The sequence below is a fragment of the Pseudomonas sp. FG36 genome (genome assembly GCF_057809275.1).
The window spans coordinates 188,349-212,255 of sequence record NZ_JBMDJQ010000001.1 but is presented as its reverse complement, the minus strand read 5'-3'; the positions used below and the strand labels follow the sequence as shown (position 1 = coordinate 212,255).

Sequence of the window (23,907 nt, the reverse complement as noted above, 5' to 3'; positions counted from 1 at the left end):
AGCGCTGGCCGGGGCGGATGAGGGACAGATCAGAAATCGCGCTTGTAGAAGATATCCAGCGAGCTGGCCAGGCCGCTGGCGGCTTCCAGGTAGACCTTCTTGCTGAGCTTGTAGCGCAAGGCGATGGTGTTGGCCGGCTCGAACACGCCCACGCCATAGCGCAGGCTCAGGCGCTCGGTGAGGTTGCCGCTGGCCACCACGCTGGTCTTGTTGCCCGTACCCTGGGTGTCGAGCTGGAAGTCGTCGATACCCAGGTTCGAAGCCAAGCCGCCGGTCAGGCCGGCGCTGCCCATCAAGCCCAGCCCCAGCGCCGCCTCGGCAAGCATGTTGTTGTCCTCGCCAGAGCTGTTCAGCGGCCGGCCCAATACCAAGTAGGACAACGCCTGCTCCTGGCTCATCGCCGGCTCAGAGAACACTTTGGTGGTCGGCTGCTCGGCGCTGCCGCTCAGGCGAATGCCGGCGATCACATCGTCGACCTTGCGGATCGCCTCGATGTCCAGGTACGGCTGGTCGATGGGCCCGGCGAACAGCAACCGCGCGCGGCGAATGGTCAGACTCTGCCCATACTGCCGATAGCGTCCGTCGGCCAGGCTCAGTTCGCCACGGGTGTCGAGGTTGTCGCCGATATGCACGTGCCCCAGCAGGTTGGCGGTCAGGCCGAAGCCCTTGAATGACAGTTTTTCGCTGCCGACATCGACATCAATGTCCATCGCCACCGCCATCGGCGGCTTGCCCTGCTCGGTCTGGTGGCCGACGATCACCGTGTCGTCCGAGACCTTGACCGTCGACGGCGGCAGCTCGCGCACGGTGATCTTGCCCTTGGGCACCTGCACCTTGCCGGTCACCGCCAGTTTGTCGTCCAGCAGGCGAATGCTCAGGTCAGGCGCCACTTCCAGCGCCGCGTAGGGCTCGACGCTGACCGGCAGTTGCTGGCCTTGCAGGCGCAGGTCCATGCCCAGCGCCTGCCCCCAGGTCAGGTGCCCGGTCAGTTGCCCACGCCCTGCAGCGCCACTGCGCCAGTTGCCGTTCAGTTGCACCTGTTCACCGGCGATCAGCGCCTGCAGCGACAGGTCCTCCAGGCTCACCGGCAACTCCGCGCCACTGACCTCGCCACCGCTCAAGGCCAGGCTACCATTGACCTGGGGCGCAATCAGGCTGCCGGACAGACGCCCGTTGCCGTTGAGCTGTCCAGCCAGGCGCTCGACCATCGGCAGGAACGGCCGGATGACCGACAGCTCAAGCCCGGCCAGGCGGAAATCACCGGACAACGGCTTGTTGCGGCCCAGCGGATCAAGACGGGTGTTCACATTCAGCTCACCCAGGCGCTCGCCACGGAAGTCCAGGCGGGTGTCGACCCGGCGTGGCGCCAGGGTGCTGTCCAGGCGCAGCACCTGATAGGGGAAGTCGACCCAGCGGTCCTTGTCGCGTACCCGCAAGGTGCCGCCGCCGGCATCGACGCGGATGCTGCCCTTGGGGCCGCTGGCCGGGATGTCGAGGTTGATGTCGGCGTTGAGCAGGCCCTGCCAGGCGAAGTCCTTGGGCAGCCACTGCGCCAGGCTGTCCAGCGGGAACTGCTTGAGGTGGTAGCGCAGGCGCGGCTCCGGCGCCAGGCGCTGGTCCTCACCGCACAGGCTGGCCTGGCCGGAACGCCAGCAGTGGGCGCCGAAATCGAGCTGGCCGCTGGCCAGACGCTGCAGACGCGCCGGGGCCTGCAACTGCCAGTCCTGGCCGCCGGCCTGGATGCGCCCGCTGGCCAGGCGACCGCGCCAGTCGCCCTTGGCCAGGGCGCCATCCAGCGCCAGGTCGAGCTTGAGTTGCGGGCCGTCGAGGGCCAGGGTCGCAGCCTGCTGGCGAAGATCGCCCTTGCCTTGCACATCAAGACTGCCCAGGGCGGTATCACCCACCCGTATACCGCCGGCCTTGAGCGTCACCTGGCCGCGCTGGGCATTGTCCAGCCGGGCATCCAGGTCCAGCCGCTGCACGCGGTTGTCGGCCTGGCCCAGCTGTTGCCCCTGCAGGGTCAGGGTGCCTTGCGGCGCGGCCAGGGTGCCGGCCAGGTCCAGGCGCCCCTTGGCCTGCCCTTGCAGCTGCGGCCAGAGCTGGCCCAGGCGCGGCAGGTCGAGGTCGACACGCCCGGCCAGGCGCTGCTGTACGCTGGCGCTGCCATTGATGCGGTTGTCGCCCAGCTGCACCGCCAGGCTGCCCAGGGTCCAACGCTCGCCCGCGCCTTCGGCGTCGACCTTGACCAGCGCCGGCTGGCCGCGCAGGCGCCCTTTGAGGTCCAGCTGAGCCTTGAGCGTCAGTTGCTCGTGCTTCAATTCGCCCTGGCTGCGCAGCGGGCCGGCCAGGGTGCCGGGCAGCTCCGCCAGCCAGTAGGCCGGGTCCAGGGCCGACAGTTGCAGGTCGACATCCCAGGCCAGGGTGTCGGCAAAACGCAGGGCGACACTGCCGGCGGCCTTGCCCTGCCCGGCGCTGAGCAGCAACTGCGGCAGGCGTACCTGGCCGAGGTCGCCGTCGAACGGGCTGGCCAGGCTGAAGGCGCCGGCCGGGCCATCCAGGTCGCCGTTGAACACCCCTTTGTAGCTGCCGTCGCGGTACTGCACCTGGGCGTTGAAGCGCTTGAGCGTGACCTGCGGCGCCGTCTCCAGCGGGTACAGGCGCAACCAGGGGAAGTCCAGCCAGTCGAGGCTGGCATCGGCACTCAGGCCCTGCTGCCAGTCGGCGCTGGCCTGCAGCTTGAGGCGCTGCTGATCGCTGGCGTTCAGGTCCAGGGCGTCGAGCCGGGCGCCCTTGGCATCGACCTTGCCCGCCAGCACCAAACCGATCGGCCCTTGTTCGGCGGGCAGCGTGGCCGAGCCGGACAGTTGATAACCCTTGAGCAAGTCACCCTGGGCATCGAGCCGCAGCTGGTCGAGTTGCAGGGTATCGGGCAGCTCGGCGGCCGGTTTGAAGCTGTCCGCGCGAATGCTCAGGTGGGCCGGCAGGTGCTCGGCCAGGGCCTGCAGCTCGCCGCTCAGCCGTGCGTCCAGGTAGCCGCTGCTGATGGCATCGACGGCAAGGGACTTCTGCAACTCGCCCTTGGCGCTCAAGGCCAGTTGCCAGGGTTTGCCATCGACCGCCGGCAGTTGCAGCGTGCCTTGCAGCTGCAGCGGCCAGTCGCCTTGGGGCATCAGGTCGCCCTGCACGTCCAGGCGCAGGTCGTCACGGCGCAGTTGCAGGCTGTCCACGCGCAGGCCGCTCGCGGTCCAGTGCGCGGCCAGGCTAAGGTCGCCCAGCAGGTCGCTGCCATCCAGGCGCAGCTGGCCCAGCTTGACCTCGCCCAGCTCGATGGCCAACGGCAGATTCAGCGCCGGCAGTTGCAGCGGGCCGCTATCGGGCTTGTCCTCGCCCGGGGCGAAGGCCATGTCGATACGCTCGGCCTGCAGACGCTCGACGCACAAGGTGGCGCGCAGCAGGCAGGTTGGCGACCAGTCCAGTTGTGGGGCCTGCACCTCGACACGGTCTTCGCCCGCCGTCCAGCGCAGTTGGCTGGCCTGCCAACTGCCGCCGAGGCGTCCGGAGAAATCGCTGACTTGCAGCCCCGGCACCAGGCCCAGCACCCAGCGGCTGCCGCCCTGGGTACCCAGCACCAGGCCCAGCGCCAGGACGATCAGCAACAGCAGGCCCAGCAGTGCCAGCAGGATGGGTTTGAATACACGCGTCACAGCTCAGGCCCCATGGAGAAGTGCAAACGAAAACCACCGTCGTCATCCAGGGCGCGGGCCAGGTCCAGGCGCAGCGGCCCCACCGGCGACACCCAGCGCACGCCGATGCCGACGCCAGTCTTGAGGCTGGGCAGTTCCAGCGAGTTGAACGAATTGCCCTGGTCGATGAAGGTCGCCAGGCGCCATTTCTCGGCAACCGAGTACTGGTACTCGGCGCTGCCGGCCACCAGGTAGCGCCCACCGATGCGGTCGCCCTGGTTGTTCTTCGGCGATAGCGACTGGTAGTCGTAGCCGCGCACGCTCTGGTCGCCACCGGCGAAGAAGCGCAGTGACGGCGGGATATTCTGCTGGTAGCCATTGGTGGCACTGCCGCCGAACTGCACGCGGCCAAGGAAGCGATGGTTCTGGCCCAGGGTGGTCAGGCCCTTGAGCAGCACGTTGCCGTGGATCAGGTTGGTGTCCGAACCCAGGCCTTCCTTGGCCGCCTGCAGGTCGAACTGCAGACGGTAGCCATTGTGCGGGTCGATGCGATTGTCGCTGCGCAGGTAGGAGAAGCTGACGCCCGGCATCAGCAGGTTGCTCAGCCCCGAGTCGTCGCCCAGGCGATACTCCTCGCGCTGGTACTTAAGCGAGATCACCCGCTGCCAGCCGCTGGGCAGCTTGCTGTGCCACTCCGGGCCGACCGTCAGCAGCTTGCTCAGGGTGTCGGTGCCGGCGATCTCTTCGTTCTGGTAGCCGCCGGCGAAGCGCAGCTTGTCGGTGAGCGGCGGATCCAGCGGAATGTCGTACCACAAGCCGACGTTCTGCCGGGGCGCCGACAGCTCGGTTTCCCAGCCGTAGCTGTGCCCTTGCGGGTTGACCCAGTGGCGGGTCCAGTTGGCCTTGCCGCGTGGCCCGACGTCGGTGGAGAAACCCAGGCCCAGGCCGAGGGTGCGTGGTTTACGGGTGTCGAGGCGGACGTCCACCGGGATGTCCTCGCCCACTGCGGCGGTGGGCGCGGCGTCCACGCGCACGCTGTCGAAGTAGCCGCTGGACTGCAGGTCGTTGTTGAGTTCGGCGATCAGTTCCGAGTCGTACGGGGTGCCGGGCTTGAACCCCACCATGCGCTGCAGCAGGTCGTTGTCCAGCGGCGCATCGCCACCGAAGCTCACCGCGCCAAGGCGGTAGCGCGGGCCACTCTGGTAGACCAGTTCGATGTCGGCCACACCGGCCTGCGGATCGACCGCCAGGCGCTGGCGCTCGAAGCGCCCGGCGAAGAAGCCGTAGCGCGAGGCCTGGTTCTGGATCAGCCGCTTGGCGTCCTCGTAGGTGCCATGGTTGAGCTGCTCGCCCGGGCGCAGCGCCTTGCTGTCAGGAATGCGGAACACCCTGAGCTCGCTGGCCGGCCCTTCGATACGCACGGTCACGTTGCGCAGGCGAATCGGTTCTCCGGGCTCGACCTGAATGATCAGTTGCGGTGGTTTGTCTTTATCGGTCGGCGCCTTGACCTCGGTCTCGACCCGCGCCTGGTAATAGCCCAGGGCCTGGGCCGCCTTGCGCGCCTGCTCCTCGGCGCCCCGGCTGAAGCGCAGCAAGGCCTCTTCGTCGCGATCGCCCAGGCTGCCGATATACCCTTCGATATTGGACTTGAGCGCCTTGTTGGCGGGTTTGACCCGCACCAGCAATTCGCTCTGCGCCCATGCCATGGAGCTGGCGGCCAGCAACAGCAGGCCCCAGCCAAGTCTTCCTGAATACGTCATGCGCGGCATGCTACCAGAGCGCAACGGCCAAGGGGCTTTCAGAAAACGCCTGTCACAGGTTCGCTACCCTCGACGAGCGCGGGTTGGGGTGGAAGAACACCCGCTCACGGATCGGCCCTACGGCGATCTCGCCGATCTCTTCATAACCCTGGCGCTGGTAGAACGCCAGGTAGTGTGCATTGCCGGTGTCCAGCACCACGCCGTCGGTACCGGCGTCCTCGGCGCACCAGTCATGCACGGCCTGCAGCAGTTGCTCGCCGTAGTGCTTGCCCTGGAACTGCGGGTGCACGCCCAACAGCGGCAGCACATGCACCTTGTCCCCCGGCAGGCAACCGGCCAGCGCGGCCTGGTAATCCAGGTAGCGGCGGGTGCAGCGCAGGCCAGTGCCGAGGATCATGCGCAGGCGCCAGGCCCAGCTGTCGGCCACGCCAAGCCGGCGCAACGGCGGCACGATCAGCGCCAGGCCGATCAGCCGATCCTCCAGCAACAGGCCGATCGCCGGCAATTGCAGATAAAAGTGCTGGCGCACCCACTCGCGCACCATCACCCGCAGGCGGCGCTCGTACCCGGGGCGCTGGGCCTCGAACAGCCAGGCGAAGGTCGGTTCGTGGCGGTAGGCATGGTAGAGCAGCGAACGCGCCTCGCGGGCGTAGCCGGCGTCGAGCAGGCAGATCCGGGCCGGGGCGGCGATGTCGTCGGGCATTGCGGGCAGTCCTCCTGGAATGGGTGTACAGGGCCTTGGAACCAGATTCCGGCGCTGGGTTCACCTCCTCCAGCACGTTAGCAGCGCCCGTCGCGCGGCGCCATGCTGGCCGTGGCCGGCGATGTCGGCTAGCATCCGTGGCTTTTACCAGGATCGTCTTTCCATGAAGATCGTCTCGTTCAACATCAACGGCCTGCGCGCCCGCCCGCACCAGCTGGCGGCGCTGATCGACAAACACCAGCCGGACGTGATCGGCCTGCAGGAAACCAAGGTCAGCGACGATCAGTTCCCGTTGGCCGACGTCGAGGCACTCGGCTACCACGTGCACTACCACGGCCAGAAGGGCCACTATGGCGTCGCCCTGCTCTCGCGGGAAAAACCGCTGTCGCTGTCCAAGGGCTTCGCCAGTGACGAGGAGGACGCCCAGCGTCGCTTCATCTGGGGCACCTTCGCCGATGCCGACGGCACGCCGATCACCATCATGAACGGCTACTTCCCCCAAGGCGAAAGCCGCGACCACCCCACCAAGTTTCCGGCCAAGCAGCGCTTCTACAGCGACCTGCAGGCCCTGCTCGAGGGGCAGTTCAAGAACGACCAGCCTGTGGTGGTGATGGGCGACCTGAACATCTCGCCCCAGGACTGCGACATCGGTATCGGCCCGGACAACGCCAAGCGCTGGCTGAAGACCGGCAAGTGCAGCTTCCTGCCCGAAGAGCGCGAGTGGATGGAGCGTCTCAAGGGCTGGGGCCTGGTCGACAGCTTCCGCCACCTGTACCCGGACGTGGCCGACCGCTTCAGCTGGTTCGACTACCGCAGCCGCGGTTTCGAGGACGAGCCCAAGCGCGGCCTGCGCATCGACCTGATCATGGCCTCCCATGGGCTGCTGCCGCGGGTCAGGGCCGCCGGGGTCGACTATGAACTGCGCGGGATGGAAAAGCCTTCGGATCATGCGCCGATCTGGCTTGAACTGAGTTGATTGCGTACGGGCTGCGCGCTCACAGGCGCAGCCCTACCACACCTGGATACAAATCCCCCTTAAACATCGCCTCGTTCAGTTCGTCCAACAGCACGAACTCTCGCTGTCTGCCCAGCAACCCTGAACAAGGCTTCCCCATGACCGCACCCCTGAACCGCCTCACCCTGGCCGCCCTGCTGGTCGCCTGCAGCCTGCCGGCCCTGGCCGCGGCGCCCGCGCACAAACCTGGCAGCGTGTTCCGCGACTGCGCCAAGACCTGCCCGGAAATGGTGGTGCTACCCGCCGGCAGCTTCATGATGGGCACCCCGGATGACGAAAAGGGCCGCCAGGACGACGAAGGCCCGCTGCACGAGGTAACGTTCAAGAAAGCCTTTGCCGTCAGCCAGTACCAGATCACCAACGGGGAGTGGAAGGCCTACCTCAAGGCCACCGGCTACAAGGTCCCCAACGGCGATACCCGTCCGGGCCGCGAGTGCATCGCCGGCGTGCCGCGCTACCAGCAAGGCGACCGCCAGCCCGCCGTGTGCCTGAACTTCCACGAAGCCGAGGCCTATGCCGGCTGGCTGTCGAAGAAGACCGGCAAGGTCTACAAGGTGCTCAGCGAATCCCAGCGCGAGTACGCCGTGCGTGGCGGCAGCACCGGGCCGTTCCCCTTCCCGCTCGATGACAACGACGAGCAGAAGTACCAGATCTCCAAGCACGCCAATACCTACGGCCCTACCGACGGTTTCTCCTTCACCTCACCGGTCGGCAGCTTCCCGCCCAACGCCTTCGGCGTCTATGACGGCCACGGCAACGTCTACGAGTGGACCCGCGACTGCTACGTCGACAGCTACGCCAACGCCCCCACCGACGGCAGCCCGCAGACCAACAGCAGCGAATGCGAGGATCGCCGGGTGATCCGCGGCAACGACTACACCGAGGCGCCGATCTTCTCGCGCTCGGGCAACCGCAACGAGCGCAGCTCCACCCTGCGCGGCGACTGGATCGGTTTCCGCGTCGCCCGCGAACTGTAAGCCCTGCCCCGCCCCGGCGCCCTCGGCGCCGGGCGACTAAATCCGCGCAAAACCCTCTCGTCTACCAAGATCAGGACCTGTTCCTGCCCGGCGCCAACGAATACTCACGAGATGCCCCCATGACGCTCAAGACACCCAGCCTCGCCCAGGAAACCCTGCGCATACTCAAGCCGTTCTGGATGCTGGTCGCGCTTTCGGCGGCCCTTGGCGTGGTCAGCGGCCTGAGCGTCACCGCCCTGCTGGCCACCATCAATAGCGCGATGAATGCCGCCGGCGGGCCGGACACCCATACCGCCCTGCTGTTCGGCGGCCTGTGCGTGCTGACCCTGGCCTGCTCCACCGGCTCGAACCTGCTGACCAACTACGTGGGCCAGAAGGTGGTGGCGCGGCTGCGCCGCGAATTGTCCGCCAAGGTGCTGGTGGCGCCGATTGCGCAACTGGAGCGCTACCGTGCCCACCGCCTGATCCCGGTGCTGCTCAACGATGTCAGTACCATCAGCGCCTTCGCCCTGTCCGTGGCGCCGATGGTCATCGCCTTCACCGTCACCCTCGGCTGCCTCGCCTATCTGGCGCTGCTGTCCTGGCAGATCCTGCTGATCACCGCCCTGACCGTGGTGATCGGCACTGGCGCGCAGTTCCTCGCCCACCGCTTCGGCATGAAGAACATCCTCACCGCCCGCAACGGCGAGGACGAGCTGCAGAAGCACTACCAGGCTCTCTCCGGCGGCGCCAAGGAGCTGCGTATCCAGCGCAAGCGCCGCCAGCACATGCATGACCAGCTGATCCACGGCGCCACCGAGCGCATCTGCAAGGCCAACATCCGCGCGGCGAACATCTTCGTCAGCGCCGAGACCTTCGGTTCGATGCTGTTCTTCGCCGTCATCGGCGTGGCCATCGCCTTCCAGGCGCTGTGGCCAAGCACCGACCGCACCGTGCTTGGTGGTTTCGTGCTGGTGATGCTGTACATGAAGGGGCCGCTGGAGCAGTTGATCACCAACCTGCCGAGCATCAGCCGCGCGCAGATCGCCCTGCGCCGCATCGCCGAGCTGTCGGCGCGCTTCTCGTCGCCCGAGCCGCACCTGCTGGTGAGCGACCGCGCCCCGGCCGTGTCCAGCGTCGAGTCCATCGAGCTGCGCCAACTGCGCTATGACTACCCGCAGGTCGAGGGCAGCCAGCCGTTCCACCTGGGGCCGGTGAACCTGAGCATCCGCCAGGGCGACATCGTCTTCATCGTCGGCGAGAACGGCTGCGGCAAGACCACCCTGATCAAGCTGCTGCTGGGCCTGTACACCCCGCAACAGGGCGAAGTGCGCCTCAATGGCGAGACGGTCACCCCGCAGCGCCTGGACGACTACCGCCAACTGTTCACCACCATCTTCGCCGACTACTACCTGTTCGACGAGCCGCTGCCCGGCCAGGCCGAGTTGCCGCCCGAGGCCGGCAAGTACCTCGAACGCCTGGATATCGCCCACAAGGTGAGCATCCGCGACGGCAGCTTCACCACCACCGACCTGTCCACCGGCCAGCGCAAGCGCCTGGCGCTGATCAATGCCTGGCTCGACCAGCGCCCGGTGCTGGTGTTCGACGAATGGGCCGCCGACCAGGACCCGGCCTTCCGCCGCGTGTTCTACACCGAGCTGCTGCCGGAACTGAAACAGCAGGGCAAGACCATCATCGTCATCTCCCACGACGACCGCTACTTCCCGGTGGCCGACCAACTGGTGCGCATGCACGGCGGCCAGATCGTCGTCGAGCGCAACCAGGAACCCGCCCTGCCCGCCTGACCCCGCCTCACGGGCGGCGGCTCCTCGCCACCGCCCGCACTTTGTAAATTCCCCGCCACACCGCTCGTTCCCCTATTGCCGCACGCTGAATCAACCCTGCCCACAGGGAAGTCGCAGGTCAGGCCTCTGCCAACCGAAAATATTTTTCCGGTTTTGGCATGCGCATGCGTCCTACTCGCAACGGAATAATTTTCATTTACTTTGCGTACCTTGAGCCAGAGCATAAAAATGCCAATACCAGCCAACACACTGACCCCTTTGAGCAAGGCGCTGATGCTGCGCCGGATGCTGCGTTCCTCGCCGGCCATGGCCACCCTCGGCCTCGCCCTGTCCCTGCCGCTCGCAGCGCAGGTGCAGGCCCAGGAGCAAGACTTCGACATCCCTGCGCAATCGCTGAGCAGCGCGCTGCAAGAGTTGGGTCGCCAGGGCAACCTGCAGGTGCTGTTCAGCCCCGAGACCGTACAGGGCCTGCGCAGCAGCCCGGTCAAGGGTCGTTTCTCGCCAACCCAGGCAGCTGGGGAGCTGCTGAAGAACAGCGGGATTCGCTACAGCGTGCAGGACAACACCCTGATCATCAGCGGCGCGGCTGAATCCGGTTCGGCCATGACCCTCGACGCCACCACCATCAATGGCCAGGTGCTGGGTGCCACCACCGAGGGCAGCAACTCCTACACCACTGGCGCGGTGACCATCGGCAAGACCGCGCAATCGCTGCGTGAGACCCCACAGTCGGTCACCGTGGTCACCCGCAAGCTGATGGACGACAAGAACCTGGTCTCGCTGGACCAGGTGATGGCCCAGACCACCGGTATCACCCGCGCCAACCGCGGCTACGGCAACCACCACTTCAGCTCCCGTGGCTTCGACCTCACCGATGAAAGCTACATGGTCGACGGCGTGCCCGGTCAAGCCTACGCCTACACCGGCTGGATGACCCCGGACATGGCGATCTTCGACCGCGTCGAAGTGCTGCGCGGCGCCTCCGGCCTGCTGGTGGGCGCGGGCAACCCGGGCGGCGCGGTGAACCTGGTGCGCAAGCGCCCGACCGCCGACCCGCGTTTCTCCGTCATCACCCGCGCCGGCTCCTGGGACAACTACCGCCTGGACCTGGATGCCAGCGGCCGCCTCAACCCCCAGGGTACCCTGCGCGGACGCATGGTCGCCTCCTATGAAGACCGTGGCTACTTCACCGACGTCACCAAGTCCAAGCGGCCGCTGCTGTACGGCATCGTCGAGGCCGACCTCAACGATGCCACCACCGTCGCTGTCGGCCTGCGCCGCCAGACCTCGCGCATCGACGGCTACAGTGTGCTGGGTATCCCCAACAACCCCGACGGCAGCAACCCGCACCTGAAGCGCTCGACCTACCTCGGGCAGGACTGGACCAAGTTGCAGACCAACATGGACGAGGTGTTCGCCGACCTCACCCATCGATTCAACGACAACTGGACCGGCAAGCTGGCGCTGTCTCACTCCGAAGGCGGCTACAACCGTAGCGCCATCGAGTGGGGCGCGCGCGAGACGCTGGAGTACAACGCCCCAGGTGGTCCGACGGTCAACACCGTCAGCTACCACAAGTTCGATGTGACCTCCAATGCCGTCGACGGCCACCTGGACGGCACGTTCGAGGCCTTTGGCCTGACCCACCAGCTGACGCTCGGTGCCAACTGGTCCAAGCGCAAGATGAACGACAAGGACAACACCATAGCGCTGCCCAGCCCTATCCCGCTCAATGTCTTTGATCCCGACCATAGCAATATCCCGGAATTGCAGCGCAATGGCTGGAAGTCCATGGATGACACCATCGACACCCGCTACGGCACCTACCTGAGCGCCCGCCTGCACGCGACCGAAGACCTGAGCTTCGTCCTCGGTGGTCGCCTGAGCTGGTACAAGAACGAAGCCTGGAACGGCCCGAAGGTGACGACCAGCCGGCAGGACGAGGAATTCACACCCTTCGTCGGTGCGATCTACGACCTGAACGACCAGTGGTCCTGGTACGCCAGCTACGCCGATATCTTCCTGCCGCAGTCCAACTACCGCACCGTCAGCGGCAGCGTGCTCGACCCGTCGGTCGGTTCGAACTACGAGACCGGGATCAAGGGTGAGCTGTTCGACAAACGCTTGAACGTGTCCTTCGCCGTGTTCTACATCGAGCAGGAAGACGTGGCCCAGCAAGATGCGGCCAACCGTGGCAAGTGCCCGAGCGATCCGGCCGGCCGCTGCTGGGTCAATGGCGACGGCATCAACCGCAGCAAGGGCTTCGAAGCCGAGGCCACCGGCGAACTGCTGCCGGGCCTGCAAGTGGCGGCTGGCTACACCTACAACACCACCAGTTCCTCCGAAGGTGGCCCGATCTCGGCGCAGACCCCGAAACACATGGTGCGCGTGAACACCAACTACACCTTCCCGGGCGAGTGGAACCGCCTGAGCGTCGGTGGTGGCGTTTCGGCGCAGAACTCCTACGTCGATGCCTACAACGAGGCGTACAACAGTGGCCGGGCGATCTTCGACGCGCGTGCCGCCTACAAGCTCGACGAGCACTGGACCGTGGGCGTGGACGTCGAGAACCTGTTCGACCGCAAGTACTTCGACTCGATGGGCTACTGGACCCGCGGCACCACCTACGGTACTCCGCGTAGCTACATGTTCACCCTGCGCGGCGACTTCTAAGTCCCGCCTGGCAACAACCGGCGCCCCCTCTCGAGGGGGCGCTGTGTTTTCAGCGGCATCCAACACCCTGTTGTCTTTCCCCCCGCCCCACCGCACACTCGACCCCGCCAGCCAGGAAGCGGAGTCCGCAGTGCCCACGCCACGCCAATTCAGCAAGAAGACCAGCACCAGCAACATGCTGCGACTCAAGTCCGGCGACGCCGGCAACCAGCGCCCCTATCGCGTCGACTTCGTCCTGCTCGAGCACTTCTCCATGGCCAGCTTCACCGTGGCGATGGACGTGCTGGTCACCGCCAACCTGCTGCGCGCCGATAGCTTCACCTCCACCCCGCTGTCACTGGGTGGTGATCGCGTGCTCAGCGACCTGGGCCTGGAACTGATCGCCAGCCCGCTCGATCCCCGCAATCTGCAGGACCTTGACCTGCTGGTGGTGTGCGGCGGCCTGCGCACGCCATTGAAGTACCCCGACCTCGACCGCTTGCTGGGCGACTGCGCCAGCCACGGCATGACCCTCGGCGGGCTGTGGAACGGCGCCTGGTTCCTCGGCCGGGCCGGGGTGCTCGACGACTACGGCTGCAGCGTGCACCCCGAGCAGCGCGCCAGCCTGGCCGAGATCAGCCCGCAGACGCGCATCACCCCGGCCAGCTTCACCCTGGACCGCGACCGCCTCAGCGCCGCCAGCCCCAATGGCGCCATGGAGCTGATGCTCGGCCTGGTACGGCGCCTGTACGGCGATGCCCTGGCCGAAGGCGTGGAAGAGATCCTGTCGTTCTCCGGCGCACGCTATCGCCAGGTCGGGCCCGGGGCGAAGAAGTCCATGAGCCTGCACCTGCGTACCATCGTCGAGCTGATGGAAAACAACCTCGAGGAAACCCTCAGCCTCGACCAGCTGGCCGCCTACTCCGGGCGCTCGCGCCGACAGATCGACCGCTTGTTCCAGGCCCAGCTGGGCACCTCGCCAAGGCGCTACTACATGGAACTGCGCATTACCAAAAGCCGGCGGCTATTGCAGTATTCGGACCTATCGGTGATGGAGGTAGCGGTGGCCTGCGGGTTCGTCTCGGTATCGCATTTCAGCAAGTGCTATGCGGCGTACTTCGGCTATCCGCCGTCGCGGGAGCAGCGGCTCGGCGAATGATGTTGCCTGGGGTTGCCCCGCGATAGGGCCGGAACGGACAAAGGATCAGCCCTGCTCATCGAGCAATGCCTGGATCACCCGCTCCTGGCCCGCATAATCGCCTTCGCCAAAGTGCACATGGCGCACCTGCCCCTTGCGGTCGACGAAGTAGTGCGCCGGCCAGAACTGGTTGCCCCAGGCGTTCCAGATCCGGTAGCCGTTATCCACCGCCACCGGATAGGCGATGCCCAGTTGTTGCACCTGCGCCCGGACACTGCCGATATCATGCTCGTAGTCGTACTCCGGCGTATGCACCCCGACCACCACCAGCCCCTGCTCGCCGTAGCGCCGCGCCCAGTCGTTGACATGCGGCAGGCTGCGCCGGCAGTTGATGCAGTCGTAGGTCCAGAAATCCACCAGCACCACCTTGCCCTTGAGGGCCGGGCCGTCCAGCGGCGGCGAGTTGAGCCACTGCTCGGCCCCGGCCAGCGAAGGCATGGGGCCATAACTGTCGCGGGCCAGCAGGTGGCCGGCCAGGCCCAGCCCAAGCAGGGCCAGGGCCACGCCGCCGGCCTTGAGCAAGCGGCGCTTGCCGCGCGCCTCAGTTGTCATGGCAGCCACTGGTGGCGTAGGAACGGTACTCGACGCTCTGCGGCTTGCCCTGGGAGTCGAGGTAGTCCATGCGGGTATTGACCACGCCGCAGGTGTTGCTGCGGTCATCCTTCACCGACAGCACCTTCTTCACATCCAGCTTGTCGCCGTAGCGGTACTGCATCACGCTGGCATCGTTGAGCGAGGTGCTGCTGGCCTGGGCGGTGATGGCGCCGAGGCCGAGGACGGCGAACAGGGCGGCGCTGGCGAGGGTCTTGATAGTCATGGTGGTTCTCCTGATGCGAGGTCTTGGCATTGGGGAGGCGTCGCTCCCCGGTAGAGCCATTTCACTCCCGCCAGGTATCCCGCTTGTGTCCGCCCAGGCTGTGACGTGCTTCCTCCTGTATCCACGGCAGTGCCAGATACACTGCAATACAAAGCGTGGCAGGCAAGCCCGGATTCGCTCGGTACACTGCGCGCAACCCTCACCTACAAGGACACCCCGATGGAGCATGTCGATCACATCCTGGTCGTCGACGACGACCGCGAAATCCGCGAACTGGTCGGCAACTACCTGAAGAAGAACGGCCTGCGCACCAGCATCGTCGCCGATGGCCGGCAGATGCGCGCCTTCCTGGAAAACAACACGGTCGACCTGATCGTCCTCGACATCATGATGCCCGGCGACGACGGCCTGCTGCTGTGCCGCGAACTGCGCGCCGGCAAGCACCGCAACACGCCGGTGCTGATGCTGACCGCGCGCAACGACGAGACCGACCGCATCATCGGCCTGGAAATGGGCGCCGACGACTACCTGACCAAGCCGTTCTCCGCCCGCGAGCTGCTGGCACGGATCAACGCCGTGCTGCGCCGCACGCGCATGCTGCCGCCCAACCTGACCATCAGCGAAAGCGGGCGCCTGATCGCCTTCGGCCCCTGGCGCCTGGACACCACCGCGCGCCACCTGCTCGACAGCGAAGGCACCCTGGTGGCGCTGTCCGGCGCCGAGTACCGCCTGCTGCGGGTATTCCTCGACCACCCGCAGCGGGTACTCAGCCGTGAACAGCTGCTCAACCTCACCCAGGGCCGCGAGGCGGACATCTTCGACCGCTCCATCGACCTGCTGGTCAGCCGCCTGCGCCAGCGCCTGGGCGACGACGCCCGCGAACCCACCTGCATCAAGACCGTGCGCAGCGAAGGCTATGTGTTCTCACTGCCGGTGCAATTGCTGGAGTCGCCGGCATGAAGTGGCCGCGCACCCTGGCCTCGCGCCTGGCGCTGATCTTCTTCACAGGATTGGTGCTGGCCTACGGCCTGTCGTTCAGCCTGCAGGCGTACGAACGCTATGTCAGCAGCCGCTCGATGATGCTCAGCAACCTGGAGCTGGACGTCTCGACCTCGGTTGCCATCCTCGACCGCCTGCCCGCCGCCGAGCGCCCTGCCTGGCTGTCGCGCCTGGAACGGCGCACCTACCGCTACCGGCTGGACGAGGGGCTGTCCGGCGAAGCCATGCCGAGCGAGAACCCGCCGATGGCCGCCGACTCGATCGTCAAGGCCATCGGCGACCGCTACCGCCTGACCTTCCAGGAAATCCCCGGCCCCAATGCGCATTTCCAGGCCCACCTGCGCCTGGCCGACGGCGCGCCGCTGACCATCGACGTCACCCCGGCATCGGTGCCGGTGGCCACCTGGCTGCCGGTGGTGCTGCTGATCCAGCTGGCGGTACTGCTGGCCTGCACCTGGCTCGCGGTGCGCCTGGCCATCGGCCCGCTGACCCGGCTGGTCCAGGCCGTGGACGACCTTGACCCGAACAGCCCCGGCCCGCTGCTCGACGAGAGCGGCCCACGCGAGGTGCGCTACGCCGCCGTGGCCTTCAATGCGTTGCAGGCGCGCATCGCTGCCTACCTCAAGGAACGCATGCAATTGCTGGCCGCCATCTCCCACGACCTGCAGACGCCGATCACGCGCATGAAGCTGCGCGTCGAGCAGATGGACGACGGGCTGGAGAAGGACAAGCTGTGGCACGACCTCGACGCCATGGAGCACCTGGTGCGCGAGGGCGTGGCCTATGCCCGCAGCATGGACAGCGGCACCGAGGCACCGTGCCGGGTCAACCTCGACGCGTTCCTCGACAGCCTGGTGTTCGACTACCAGGACAGCGGCGCGCAGGTGAATCGCAGCGGCAGCGCCCAGGCCACCCTGGAAACCCGCCCCCACGCCTTGCGCCGGGTGCTGGTGAACCTGGTGGACAACGCGCTGAAGTTCTCCGGCGCCGCGCAGCTGGAAGTCGGTTGCGAGAACGGCGTGACGCTGATCCGCGTGCTCGATGATGGCCCCGGGATCCCCGAGGCGGAGCTCGACGACGTGCTCAAGCCGTTCTACCGGGTCGAAAGCTCGCGCAACCGCAGTACCGGCGGCACCGGGCTGGGGCTGGCCATCGCCCAGCAACTGACCCAGGCCATGGGCGGCAGCCTGACCTTGCGCAACCGCGCCGAAGGCGGACTGTGCGCGCAGGTCGAGTTGCGTTGAAGTAAAGGGCAAGCCCGCTGCTCAAGTCTGTGGCAGCAGGCTTGCCCTTTGACGCGGCCAGCAAAGGCGACAACAAAGCAAGATCGTTCAAGCCACCCTCTGACCTGTCTGGCATGCTTGTCTGCCCTGTCGATTCGTTGCCGCTTCCATGCCCAGCCCACCCCTCGCCCGCCAAGCGTTCCTCCACGGCGCCATCGCCATCCTGCCGTTGTCCGTGGCCGTTGCCCCCTGGGGCCTGCTCGCAGGCAGCATGGCCATCGAAGCCAACCTCAGCGCCTGGCAAGGCCAGGGCCTGTCGGCCATCGTCTTCGCCGGCGCCGCGCAACTGGTGGCCATCGGCATGCTCAAGGGTGGCGCCAACCTGTTCTCGATCCTGCTCACCACCCTGCTGCTGACCTCCCAGCACCTGCTCTACGGGCTGTCGATGCGCCCGGTACTGTCGGGGCTGCCGACCCGCTGGCGGTTGGGCCTGGGCTTCCTGCTCACCGATGAGTTCTTCGCCCTCACCAGCCACCACGACCAGCAGCAGTTCAACCGCTGGTACGCCCTGGGCGTCGGCCTGACCTTCTACGTGGCGTGGAACCTGTTCACCCTGGCCGGCATCGTCCTCGGCCAGAACATCCCGCACCTGGACCAACTGGGCCTGGACTTCTCCATCGTCGCCACCTTCGTCGCACTGATCGCGCCGCTGGTGCGCAACCTGCCGACCGTGGTGTGCGTGGCGGTGTCGCTGTTCTGCTCGGTGCTGTTCAGTTACTGGCACTGGGAGACCGCCCTGGTCGCCGCCGGCCTGCTGGGCATGGCCGCCGGTTTCGTCTGCCAGAAGTTCTCCGGAGGCCGCCCATGATCTGGCTGCTGATCTTCGCCATGGGCGCGGTGGTGTTCCTCAACCGCTACGCCTTCCTCGAACCGCGCCTGCCCCTGCGCCTGAGCTCCAATGCACGGCAGTTCCTCGGCTTTGCCGTGCCCGGCATGCTCACCGCGATCTGCGGGCCGATCATCTTCCTGCCCGAGCACCAGCTCGACCTGAGCCCGCTGAACCCCTACCTGCTCGGTTCGCTGGTGGCCATCGCCCTGGTGCTGTTGACCCGCAGCGTATTGCTGAGCATGCTGGCGAGCATGCTGATCTTCTTCCTCCTGCGCAGCTGGCTGGCATGACCACGCCCCTGCGCGAACAGGCCCACCTGTGGCAGGCGCCCGCCCTGGGCGATGTCGAGATGCTGCACGCCCGCTATATCCAGCAGCGCTTCGCCCCGCACGTGCACGAAGGCTATGTGTTCACCGTGATCGAGTCCGGCGCCCAGCGCTTCTGGCACCGAGGCAGCGAGCACCTGGCGCCGGTGGGCAGCATGGTGCTGATCAACCCCGACGAGCTGCACACCGGCGCCACCGCCCACGAGGCTGGCTGGCGCTACCGTGGCTTCTACCCCGAGCACGAACGGGTCACCGGCGTGCTCGACGAACTGGAGCTGGGCCGCCATGGCCTGCCCCGGTTCAAGGACAGCGTGATCCAGGACCCGGCCCTGGCCGCCACGTTCAGCCACCTGCATCGGCTTTCGGAGTCCTGCGCCAGCGCCCTGGAGCAACAGACCGCCTGGCGCCAGGCGGTGCTGGCCCTGGTACAGCGCCATGGCCATTGCGCCGAGCCCGTCGCCCCCGGCAACGAACCGCTGGCCGTGGCCCGCGCCCGCGAGCTGCTGGAGAGTCAGCTGGCCGACCCGCCGTCGCTGGAAGCCTTGGCGGCTGCGGTGAACCTTTCACCGTTCCACTTCGCCCGGGTATTCCGCCAGGCCACCGGCTTGCCACCCCACGCCTGGCTCAAGCAGCGCCGTCTGGCCCGCGCCCGGGAACTGCTCAAACGCGGTCAATCCGTCCTCGAAGTCGCCTTTACCCTGGGTTTTGCCGACCAGAGCCATCTGAGCCGGCAATTCAAGCAGGCCTATGGCGTGCCGCCGGGCGCCTATCGCCAGGCCTGTCTGAACCTGGCGTAGCGGCACGACTCCAGGCGCCCGGCGTCAGCCCGGTCATACCGCGGAAAAACGCGATGAAGGCGCTGTCGCTGGCGAAGCCCAGCTCATCGGCGATCTCCCCCAGCGACACGTTCAGCGCCAGGCGCTCGACCGCCCGCAGCAACCGCCACTGCTGGCGCCATTGCTGGTAACTCATCCCGGTGTCGCGACGCAGCAGGCGGCCAATGGTCTTTTCACTGGCCCCGACTTGCCGCGCCAACTCGCCCAGTGCTGGCGGCAAGCGATCGAGGCCGTCCACCAGGCGCGCCAGGCGTCGGTCGCGCGGCAGCGGCAGCAGCATTGGCTGGCGCTGCGCGCTCTGCAGTTCGGCACGACACAAGCCCAGCAGATGATGATTGGCCCCATGCCGCCAGTCGCTGTCGAAGGGTGCCTGGGCAATCCGCTCGAGCAGCTCGCGCAGCAATGGATTGACGTCGAGGATGGTCACCTGCTCCGGTAGCCCCTGCGCCGCCGTCGCATCCAGGTACACCGAGCGGTAATCCACCGTCTCGCGCATCCGCGCGCGGTGCGCCAGGCCGCCCGGTATCCACGCCGCGCGGCTCGGCGGCAACAGGCACAGCAGCCCCGGCGAGTCGATACGCACGCAGCCCTGGCGAGTGAACAGCACCTGGCCTCGCACATGCCAGTGGTTGCCCGAGTCATGGTCGCCCAGGGCCGAGCAGATGCCGATCACCGGTGCTGGGTGGGCGTCCGGGTCAAAGGCGCTATCGGGTGCGAGCCATGCCATTGCAGCTTGTCCTGTTTCATTGATTTTCTGATCTGATCACGATAATGGATCACAGCTTGCCAACCCTACCATGGGCCTCCGATCAACTGCAGAGGACAAGCCCATGCAAAATCGTTTTTGGCTGGCTTTCGCCACTGCCATGCTCATGTTCCCGCAAATAGCCGAAACCCTGTACAGCCCGGCTCTGGTATCACTGGCCGAAGGCTTCGCGGTTTCCGCTGCGCACGCCTCGTTGACCCTGTCGTTGTACTTCGTCGCCTTCGCGGTCGGCGTGCTGTTCTGGGGTCGGTTGTGCGATATCAAGGGCCGGCGGCCGACCATGCTCGCGGGCCTTGCGCTGTATGCCCTGGCGGCGCTGGCGGCACTGCTGGCCAGCGATTTCAGCCAGTTGCTGGCGGCGCGGATTGTCGCCGCCTTCACCGCAGCGGTCGGTTCGGTGGTGACCCAGACCGCATTGCGCGACCGCTACAACGGCGCGGAACTGGCCCGGGTGTTCTCGCTGATCGGCGCATGCCTGGCCATCAGCCCCGCACTGGGCATGCTCGGTGGCGGCTGGCTGGACCAGGCGTTCGGCTATCGCGGCGTGCTGGCCGGGCAATTGATCCTGGCATCGGCACTGCTGGCCTGGGGCTGGCGAGCGATGCCCGAGACCCAGGCCGCCGCGTCCGCGCTGACACCGTTGCGCCAGGTGCTGATGCGCCTGCTAGCGGACCGCCGGGTACTGCTGGCCAGTGCGCTGGTGGCCTTGTTCAATATCGCCGTGTTCGCCTGGTACAGCCTGGCACCGTTCGTCTTCGAACGCCTGGGGCAGGCACAGTGGATGGGCTATTCGGGCGTGGCCCTGGCCCTCGGCTCGCTGGCTGGCGCCAGGCTCAATGCCCTGCTGCTGGGGCGCGCAGTCGCGGCCGCCACCCTGATGAAGGGTGCCGCGCTGCTGCTCGTGCTCGGCGCGCTGGGCATGACGGCAATCGGTGAATCACCGTGGATCGTCGCGCCAATGGCCCTGGTGATGGTCGCGTTCGCCATGGCCATCCCCTTGCTGCTCGGCTCGGCACTGGTGGCCTACGCCGATTGCCGGGGTACGGCGGCAGCCTTGTTCGGCCTGCTGTATTACCTGCAGATCGGCGCGGGGCTGATGGTGGTCGGCATGCTGCAGATGCTGGCGCCTGGGCTGCTGCTGATCGCGCTCGCCATCTGCGCGCTGAGCCTGGGCTATTTGCGCTATCTGCGCAGCTGACGCCGTCGGCTGCAGCCGCTGCTACACTCACAAGGCTGAACGGAGGAACCCGCCATGTCCGAACGAGAAATCACCACGCTCCTGTCGCTGATGAGCCAGCGTCAGGCCTGCCTGAGCAGCGCCTGCAAGGAGATCGCCGACTGGATCGACCGCCAGGGCGACGTGCCCGCCGCCGGCAAGATCCGCGCCAGCCTCAAGGCACTCGAGGCCGAAGACGCCCAGGTGCGCAAGACGCTGACCTCGCTGAACATCGAACGGCCGCTGCCACGTTTTCGTAGCTGACCGCTGAAAACCCTCGCGGGGGAGCAGGCTCGTCGGAGCGCCGCATCGCCCGCGATGGGTGCTGCATCAGTGGTTCATGTGCATATGGTCGTGGCCGGCGCCGGCCTCGGCGTTGAGCGCACGCACCGAAGCCTGCACCTGCAGGGTTTCCTTGGCGCCCTTGGCATCCTCGATGGTCAGGGTCAGCGGTACCTGCTCACCCTCCTTCACCTGCTGGTTCAGGCCCATCAGCATCACGTGGAAGCCGTTCGGATCCAGCTTCACCGCCTTGCCGGCCGGCAACTCGACCGCCTTCACTTCACGCATGCCCATCACGTCGCCGTTCATGGTCATCTCGTGCACCTGCACGGTCTTGGCCACGGGCGAGGCGACGCTGACCAGCTTGCTGTCGTTGCTGGCGGTCAGGGTCATGAAGGCCCCGGTGGCGTGCTGGTGCGGCACGCTGGCGCGTACCCAGGCGTCGCTCACGGTGGTCTGGGCCAGGGCCGGCAGGGCCAGGCTCATCAGGGCCAGGGCGGCCAGGCCGCGCTTGATCGGTTGCATCGACATTCAGCAGATCTCCATCAGGGTGACCAGGTCTTCGGCGCATTCCTGGGCGTTCAGGGAATGGCCCAGGCTCAGGCGCAGGGTGCCACGGGTATCGTAGACGTAGCTGGTGGACGAGTGAGAGATGGTGTAGGTATCGCCGGCCGGGACCTTCTCGTAGAACACCTTGAATTCACGGGCCACCGCGTCGATTTCCTCGGGGGTGCCGGTCAGGGCGACGATCGACGGGTCGAAGGCCTTGACGTAGGCATCGAGCACCTCGGGGGTATCGCGCTCCGGGTCCAGGGTGATGAACACCGGCTGGAACAGGTCGCGGTCGCGGCCACGCAGGATCTTGCGGATCTGCGCCACACGCGCCATGGCGGTCGGGCAGACGGCCGGGCACTGGGTGAAGCCGAAGAAGATCATCGGCATCGAGCCGTAGAAGCTCGACAAGGTGCGCTCGTTGCCTTGCGGGTCCTTGAGCTTGAACTTGCGCCCGAGGATCTCGTTGCTCATGTTCTTGCCGTACTTGAAGTCCAGGCCCCGGGCCGGGCTGCAGCCCGCCAGCAGGCCAAGCCCCAGTACGCCCATCCCGGCGACAACCGCGCGCCGGGTCAACAGATCATTCATGGAACCATCCTTTACAGGGAAGGTGCCGACCCCTGGGATGGGCCGGCCAGAAAACCGGGGCATTCTGTCACGCCACCCCCGCACCATCTACCCGACATCCGGCTGATCGGGCTGCAGCCCTTTGTTTACGGGGCGCGACCGGTTGTCGCAGGGGTTGAATTGGTAACAGTTTATTGCTACATGCCGATTCAGTTCTGCAACCGGTCCATGCGCCTGGCAATCGTGGGGCAGCCGTTGATGTCGACGGCCTTCTGCCAGAACTCCCGACGCAACGGGCTGCGGCGATCAGCGGCAAAGCCGAGCAGCCGGTAGAGTTCGGCCTGGTAGGACGGCGCGTCCCCCCATTGCAACTGGATATCTTTCGGGTCCTGCTTGGTACACTCCAGGGTCACCGACGGCTGCGGATAGTAGCCAGTGAACTGAGAAAAATCGGCAAGCGCCTTGCTCAACGCTGGCGCGTAGGCAGGCCCATCGACATAGCCAATGCATTGGTTGGCGATACGCAAAGCGGCTGGCGCGAAGCCTTGCTCCAGGCTCTTGACCAACAGCGTGCATTGGTCCGGGTCGTCGAGCACAGGCGCATCCGGCTGATAGGCGAACCGGTAGAGCGCCATTCGATACTGGGCCACGGCATGGCCGGCATCGGCTGCGCGCTGCAACTGTTGCAGCGCCGGGCTCCATTCACCGCGCAATTGGCTCAGGCGGGGCTCCAGGTCCTGGGCGGCGGTGCCTTCGGCCAACTGTTGGATCATCCGCAGCAGCTGTGGCTCGACCGCATCGAGACTGGCCACGGCCTGGCGGTAGTCGGCCTCGCTGTTGCCTGGGGGCTGGTAGGCCCCCAGGACGTGGGTCGAGAGCATCAGGGCAAACAGCGTGATACAGGAGCGGTTCATACCGAGCGTCCTTGTTCAGTCGAATGAAAGTAACCCAACGCATCGCGGGGCAAACCCGCTCCCACATCTGGGCAGCAGCTGCATCCAGGCGTGGGAGCGGGCTTGCCCCGCGATGGCGTCACCACTGGCGATCAGTAGTACGCGTTTTCCTTCTGGCTGTGGTCGGTCACGTCACGCACGCCCTTGAGTTCGGGAATACGCTCGAGCAGGGTGCGCTCGATGCCTTCCTTCAAGGTCACATCGGCCTGGCCGCAGCCCTGGCAGCCGCCGCCGAACTGCAGCACGGCGATGCCGTCGTCGACCACGTCCACCAGGCTCACGGCGCCGCCGTGGCTGGCCAGGCCCGGGTTGATCTCGGTCTGCAGGTAGTAGTTGATGCGCTCGTTGATCGGGCTGTCCTCGTTGACCATCGGCACCTTGGCGTTCGGCGCCTTGATGGTCAGCTGGCCGCCCATGCGGTCGGTGGCGTAGTCGACCAGCGCGTCCTCCAGGAACGGCACGCTGACCGCATCGAGGTAGGCGGTGAAGCTCTTCAGGCCCACCGGCTGGTCGTCGGGCTTTTCCTCGCCTGGCTTGCAGTAGGCAATGCAGGTCTCGGCGTAGGTGGTGCCCGGCTGGGTGATGAAAATACGGATGCCGATGCCAGGCGTGTTCTGCTTGGAAAGCAGATCGGCCAGGTAATCATGGGCGGCGTCGGTAATGGTTATAGCGCTCATGGAAGTTCCTCACAGACTTGCCGGCAGTGTAC

General features: G+C 66.5%; 22 protein-coding genes. 12 read left to right on the top strand and 10 right to left on the bottom strand.

The features are described from left to right. Window positions 1–29 precede the first annotated feature (29 nt). Genes ACODS9_RS00950 through ACODS9_RS00940 form a run of 3 tightly spaced genes read right to left on the bottom strand, consistent with a single transcriptional unit; the run spans window position 30 to window position 6,146 of the window. Window positions 30–3,704, bottom strand: coding sequence for a translocation/assembly module TamB domain-containing protein (locus ACODS9_RS00950; RefSeq protein WP_489093031.1), 3,675 nt, complete (start codon window positions 3,702–3,704; stop codon window positions 30–32). Then, window positions 3,701–5,443: an autotransporter assembly complex protein TamA gene (locus ACODS9_RS00945; RefSeq protein ID WP_489093030.1), complete on the bottom strand. Its 1,743-nt coding sequence runs from the start codon at window positions 5,441–5,443 to the stop codon at window positions 3,701–3,703. Before ACODS9_RS00945 ends, ACODS9_RS00950 begins: the two co-directional genes overlap by 4 nt. A 52-nt stretch (window positions 5,444–5,495) precedes the next feature. After that, a complete protein-coding gene (locus ACODS9_RS00940; RefSeq protein ID WP_367856105.1) occupies window positions 5,496–6,146 on the bottom strand; it encodes a GNAT family N-acetyltransferase in 651 nt (216 codons plus the stop codon). Window positions 6,147–6,309: 163 nt separating this feature from the next. On the opposite strand from ACODS9_RS00940, the gene xthA reads away from it, so the two are divergent. The 5 genes from xthA (at window position 6,310) to ACODS9_RS00915 (ending at window position 13,733) form a co-directional block, all read left to right on the top strand. Then, on the top strand, window positions 6,310–7,122 hold the full coding sequence (xthA, locus tag ACODS9_RS00935; RefSeq protein WP_023631818.1) for an exodeoxyribonuclease III: 813 nt from the start codon (window positions 6,310–6,312) through the stop codon (window positions 7,120–7,122). Between the two features lie 137 nt (window positions 7,123–7,259). Further along, window positions 7,260–8,138 (top strand): formylglycine-generating enzyme family protein, encoded by an 879-nt coding sequence (locus tag ACODS9_RS00930; RefSeq protein ID WP_489093029.1) that lies wholly within the window; start codon window positions 7,260–7,262, stop codon window positions 8,136–8,138. 119 nt (window positions 8,139–8,257) lie between these two features. Beyond that, window positions 8,258–9,922, top strand: a complete 1,665-nt coding sequence (locus tag ACODS9_RS00925; protein WP_489093028.1) for a cyclic peptide export ABC transporter — start codon at window positions 8,258–8,260, stop codon at window positions 9,920–9,922. A 228-nt stretch (window positions 9,923–10,150) separates the two neighbouring features. Beyond that, the gene (locus ACODS9_RS00920) at window positions 10,151–12,595 is read left to right on the top strand and encodes a TonB-dependent siderophore receptor (protein ID WP_489093027.1); all 2,445 of its coding nucleotides are present in this window, start codon (window positions 10,151–10,153) and stop codon (window positions 12,593–12,595) included. A gap of 130 nt (window positions 12,596–12,725) precedes the next feature. After that, window positions 12,726–13,733 (top strand): GlxA family transcriptional regulator, encoded by a 1,008-nt coding sequence (locus ACODS9_RS00915; protein WP_489093026.1) that lies wholly within the window; start codon window positions 12,726–12,728, stop codon window positions 13,731–13,733. A gap of 45 nt (window positions 13,734–13,778) precedes the next feature. On the opposite strand, the gene ACODS9_RS00910 is transcribed toward ACODS9_RS00915, so the two are convergent. Both ACODS9_RS00910 and ACODS9_RS00905 read right to left on the bottom strand, forming a co-directional pair. Next, window positions 13,779–14,324, bottom strand: coding sequence for a thioredoxin family protein (locus ACODS9_RS00910; protein WP_172670895.1), 546 nt, complete (start codon window positions 14,322–14,324; stop codon window positions 13,779–13,781). Beyond that, the gene (locus tag ACODS9_RS00905; protein WP_046855861.1) at window positions 14,314–14,589 is read right to left on the bottom strand and encodes a DUF2790 domain-containing protein; all 276 of its coding nucleotides are present in this window, start codon (window positions 14,587–14,589) and stop codon (window positions 14,314–14,316) included. The genes ACODS9_RS00910 and ACODS9_RS00905 overlap by 11 nt, the downstream gene beginning before the upstream one ends. A gap of 219 nt (window positions 14,590–14,808) precedes the next feature. Between ACODS9_RS00905 and ACODS9_RS00900 the strand changes: the two genes are divergently transcribed. From ACODS9_RS00900 to ACODS9_RS00880, 5 genes are all read left to right on the top strand, one after another. After that, a complete protein-coding gene (locus tag ACODS9_RS00900) occupies window positions 14,809–15,549 on the top strand; it encodes a response regulator (protein ID WP_046855862.1) in 741 nt (246 codons plus the stop codon). Further along, window positions 15,546–16,832, top strand: a complete 1,287-nt coding sequence (locus ACODS9_RS00895) for a sensor histidine kinase (RefSeq protein ID WP_401105263.1) — start codon at window positions 15,546–15,548, stop codon at window positions 16,830–16,832. The genes ACODS9_RS00900 and ACODS9_RS00895 overlap by 4 nt, the downstream gene beginning before the upstream one ends. A 148-nt stretch (window positions 16,833–16,980) precedes the next feature. After that, window positions 16,981–17,679 (top strand): AzlC family ABC transporter permease, encoded by a 699-nt coding sequence (locus ACODS9_RS00890; RefSeq protein ID WP_046855864.1) that lies wholly within the window; start codon window positions 16,981–16,983, stop codon window positions 17,677–17,679. Next, window positions 17,676–17,990 (top strand): AzlD domain-containing protein, encoded by a 315-nt coding sequence (locus ACODS9_RS00885; protein WP_023632701.1) that lies wholly within the window; start codon window positions 17,676–17,678, stop codon window positions 17,988–17,990. The genes ACODS9_RS00890 and ACODS9_RS00885 overlap by 4 nt, the downstream gene beginning before the upstream one ends. Beyond that, window positions 17,987–18,823, top strand: coding sequence for an AraC family transcriptional regulator (locus ACODS9_RS00880; protein ID WP_401105261.1), 837 nt, complete (start codon window positions 17,987–17,989; stop codon window positions 18,821–18,823). The genes ACODS9_RS00885 and ACODS9_RS00880 overlap by 4 nt, the downstream gene beginning before the upstream one ends. Here the strand turns inward: ACODS9_RS00880 and ACODS9_RS00875 are convergent. Next, complete coding sequence (locus ACODS9_RS00875) at window positions 18,762–19,589, bottom strand: AraC family transcriptional regulator (RefSeq protein WP_489093025.1); 828 nt, start codon at window positions 19,587–19,589, stop codon at window positions 18,762–18,764. The two genes, ACODS9_RS00880 and ACODS9_RS00875, sit on opposite strands and share 62 nt — an antisense overlap. Before the next feature lie 103 nt (window positions 19,590–19,692). Between ACODS9_RS00875 and ACODS9_RS00870 the strand changes: the two genes are divergently transcribed. Together ACODS9_RS00870 and ACODS9_RS00865 are read left to right on the top strand one after the other, a co-directional pair. Then, window positions 19,693–20,826 carry an MFS transporter gene (locus ACODS9_RS00870; RefSeq protein ID WP_489093024.1) on the top strand — a complete coding sequence of 378 codons (1,134 nt, stop codon included), beginning with the start codon at window positions 19,693–19,695 and terminating at the stop codon, window positions 20,824–20,826. A gap of 54 nt (window positions 20,827–20,880) precedes the next feature. Then, window positions 20,881–21,108 (top strand): hypothetical protein, encoded by a 228-nt coding sequence (locus ACODS9_RS00865; protein ID WP_023630605.1) that lies wholly within the window; start codon window positions 20,881–20,883, stop codon window positions 21,106–21,108. Window positions 21,109–21,174: 66 nt separating this feature from the next. Here ACODS9_RS00865 and ACODS9_RS00860 read toward each other — a convergent pair whose 3' ends face one another. From ACODS9_RS00860 to nfuA, 4 genes are all read right to left on the bottom strand, one after another. Then, window positions 21,175–21,657, bottom strand: coding sequence for a copper chaperone PCu(A)C (locus ACODS9_RS00860; protein WP_489093023.1), 483 nt, complete (start codon window positions 21,655–21,657; stop codon window positions 21,175–21,177). Beyond that, window positions 21,658–22,266 (bottom strand): SCO family protein, encoded by a 609-nt coding sequence (locus ACODS9_RS00855; RefSeq protein ID WP_031315095.1) that lies wholly within the window; start codon window positions 22,264–22,266, stop codon window positions 21,658–21,660. Window positions 22,267–22,454: 188 nt separating this feature from the next. Further along, a complete protein-coding gene (locus tag ACODS9_RS00850; protein ID WP_489093022.1) occupies window positions 22,455–23,159 on the bottom strand; it encodes a hypothetical protein in 705 nt (234 codons plus the stop codon). Window positions 23,160–23,290: 131 nt separating this feature from the next. Then, entirely contained in the window at window positions 23,291–23,875 is a 585-nt protein-coding gene (gene nfuA, locus ACODS9_RS00845; protein ID WP_023630602.1) for a Fe-S biogenesis protein NfuA, read from the bottom strand. Window positions 23,876–23,907: the final 32 nt, after the last annotated feature.

Coding starts and splice junctions, on each gene's coding strand:
- ACODS9_RS00945 (WP_489093030.1), bottom strand. CDS start 5,443: ATGACGTATTCAGGAAGACTTGGCTGGGGCCTGCTGTTGCTGGCCGCC.
- ACODS9_RS00940 (WP_367856105.1), bottom strand. CDS start 6,146: ATGCCCGACGACATCGCCGCCCCGGCCCGGATCTGCCTGCTCGACGCC.
- xthA (WP_023631818.1), top strand. CDS start 6,310: ATGAAGATCGTCTCGTTCAACATCAACGGCCTGCGCGCCCGCCCGCAC.
- ACODS9_RS00930 (WP_489093029.1), top strand. CDS start 7,260: ATGACCGCACCCCTGAACCGCCTCACCCTGGCCGCCCTGCTGGTCGCC.
- ACODS9_RS00925 (WP_489093028.1), top strand. CDS start 8,258: ATGACGCTCAAGACACCCAGCCTCGCCCAGGAAACCCTGCGCATACTC.
- ACODS9_RS00920 (WP_489093027.1), top strand. CDS start 10,151: ATGCCAATACCAGCCAACACACTGACCCCTTTGAGCAAGGCGCTGATG.
- ACODS9_RS00910 (WP_172670895.1), bottom strand. CDS start 14,324: ATGACAACTGAGGCGCGCGGCAAGCGCCGCTTGCTCAAGGCCGGCGGC.
- ACODS9_RS00905 (WP_046855861.1), bottom strand. CDS start 14,589: ATGACTATCAAGACCCTCGCCAGCGCCGCCCTGTTCGCCGTCCTCGGC.
- ACODS9_RS00900 (WP_046855862.1), top strand. CDS start 14,809: ATGGAGCATGTCGATCACATCCTGGTCGTCGACGACGACCGCGAAATC.
- ACODS9_RS00895 (WP_401105263.1), top strand. CDS start 15,546: ATGAAGTGGCCGCGCACCCTGGCCTCGCGCCTGGCGCTGATCTTCTTC.
- ACODS9_RS00890 (WP_046855864.1), top strand. CDS start 16,981: ATGCCCAGCCCACCCCTCGCCCGCCAAGCGTTCCTCCACGGCGCCATC.
- ACODS9_RS00885 (WP_023632701.1), top strand. CDS start 17,676: ATGATCTGGCTGCTGATCTTCGCCATGGGCGCGGTGGTGTTCCTCAAC.
- ACODS9_RS00880 (WP_401105261.1), top strand. CDS start 17,987: ATGACCACGCCCCTGCGCGAACAGGCCCACCTGTGGCAGGCGCCCGCC.
- ACODS9_RS00875 (WP_489093025.1), bottom strand. CDS start 19,589: ATGGCATGGCTCGCACCCGATAGCGCCTTTGACCCGGACGCCCACCCA.
- ACODS9_RS00870 (WP_489093024.1), top strand. CDS start 19,693: ATGCAAAATCGTTTTTGGCTGGCTTTCGCCACTGCCATGCTCATGTTC.
- ACODS9_RS00865 (WP_023630605.1), top strand. CDS start 20,881: ATGTCCGAACGAGAAATCACCACGCTCCTGTCGCTGATGAGCCAGCGT.
- ACODS9_RS00860 (WP_489093023.1), bottom strand. CDS start 21,657: ATGTCGATGCAACCGATCAAGCGCGGCCTGGCCGCCCTGGCCCTGATG.
- ACODS9_RS00855 (WP_031315095.1), bottom strand. CDS start 22,266: ATGAATGATCTGTTGACCCGGCGCGCGGTTGTCGCCGGGATGGGCGTA.
- ACODS9_RS00850 (WP_489093022.1), bottom strand. CDS start 23,159: ATGAACCGCTCCTGTATCACGCTGTTTGCCCTGATGCTCTCGACCCAC.
- nfuA (WP_023630602.1), bottom strand. CDS start 23,875: ATGAGCGCTATAACCATTACCGACGCCGCCCATGATTACCTGGCCGAT.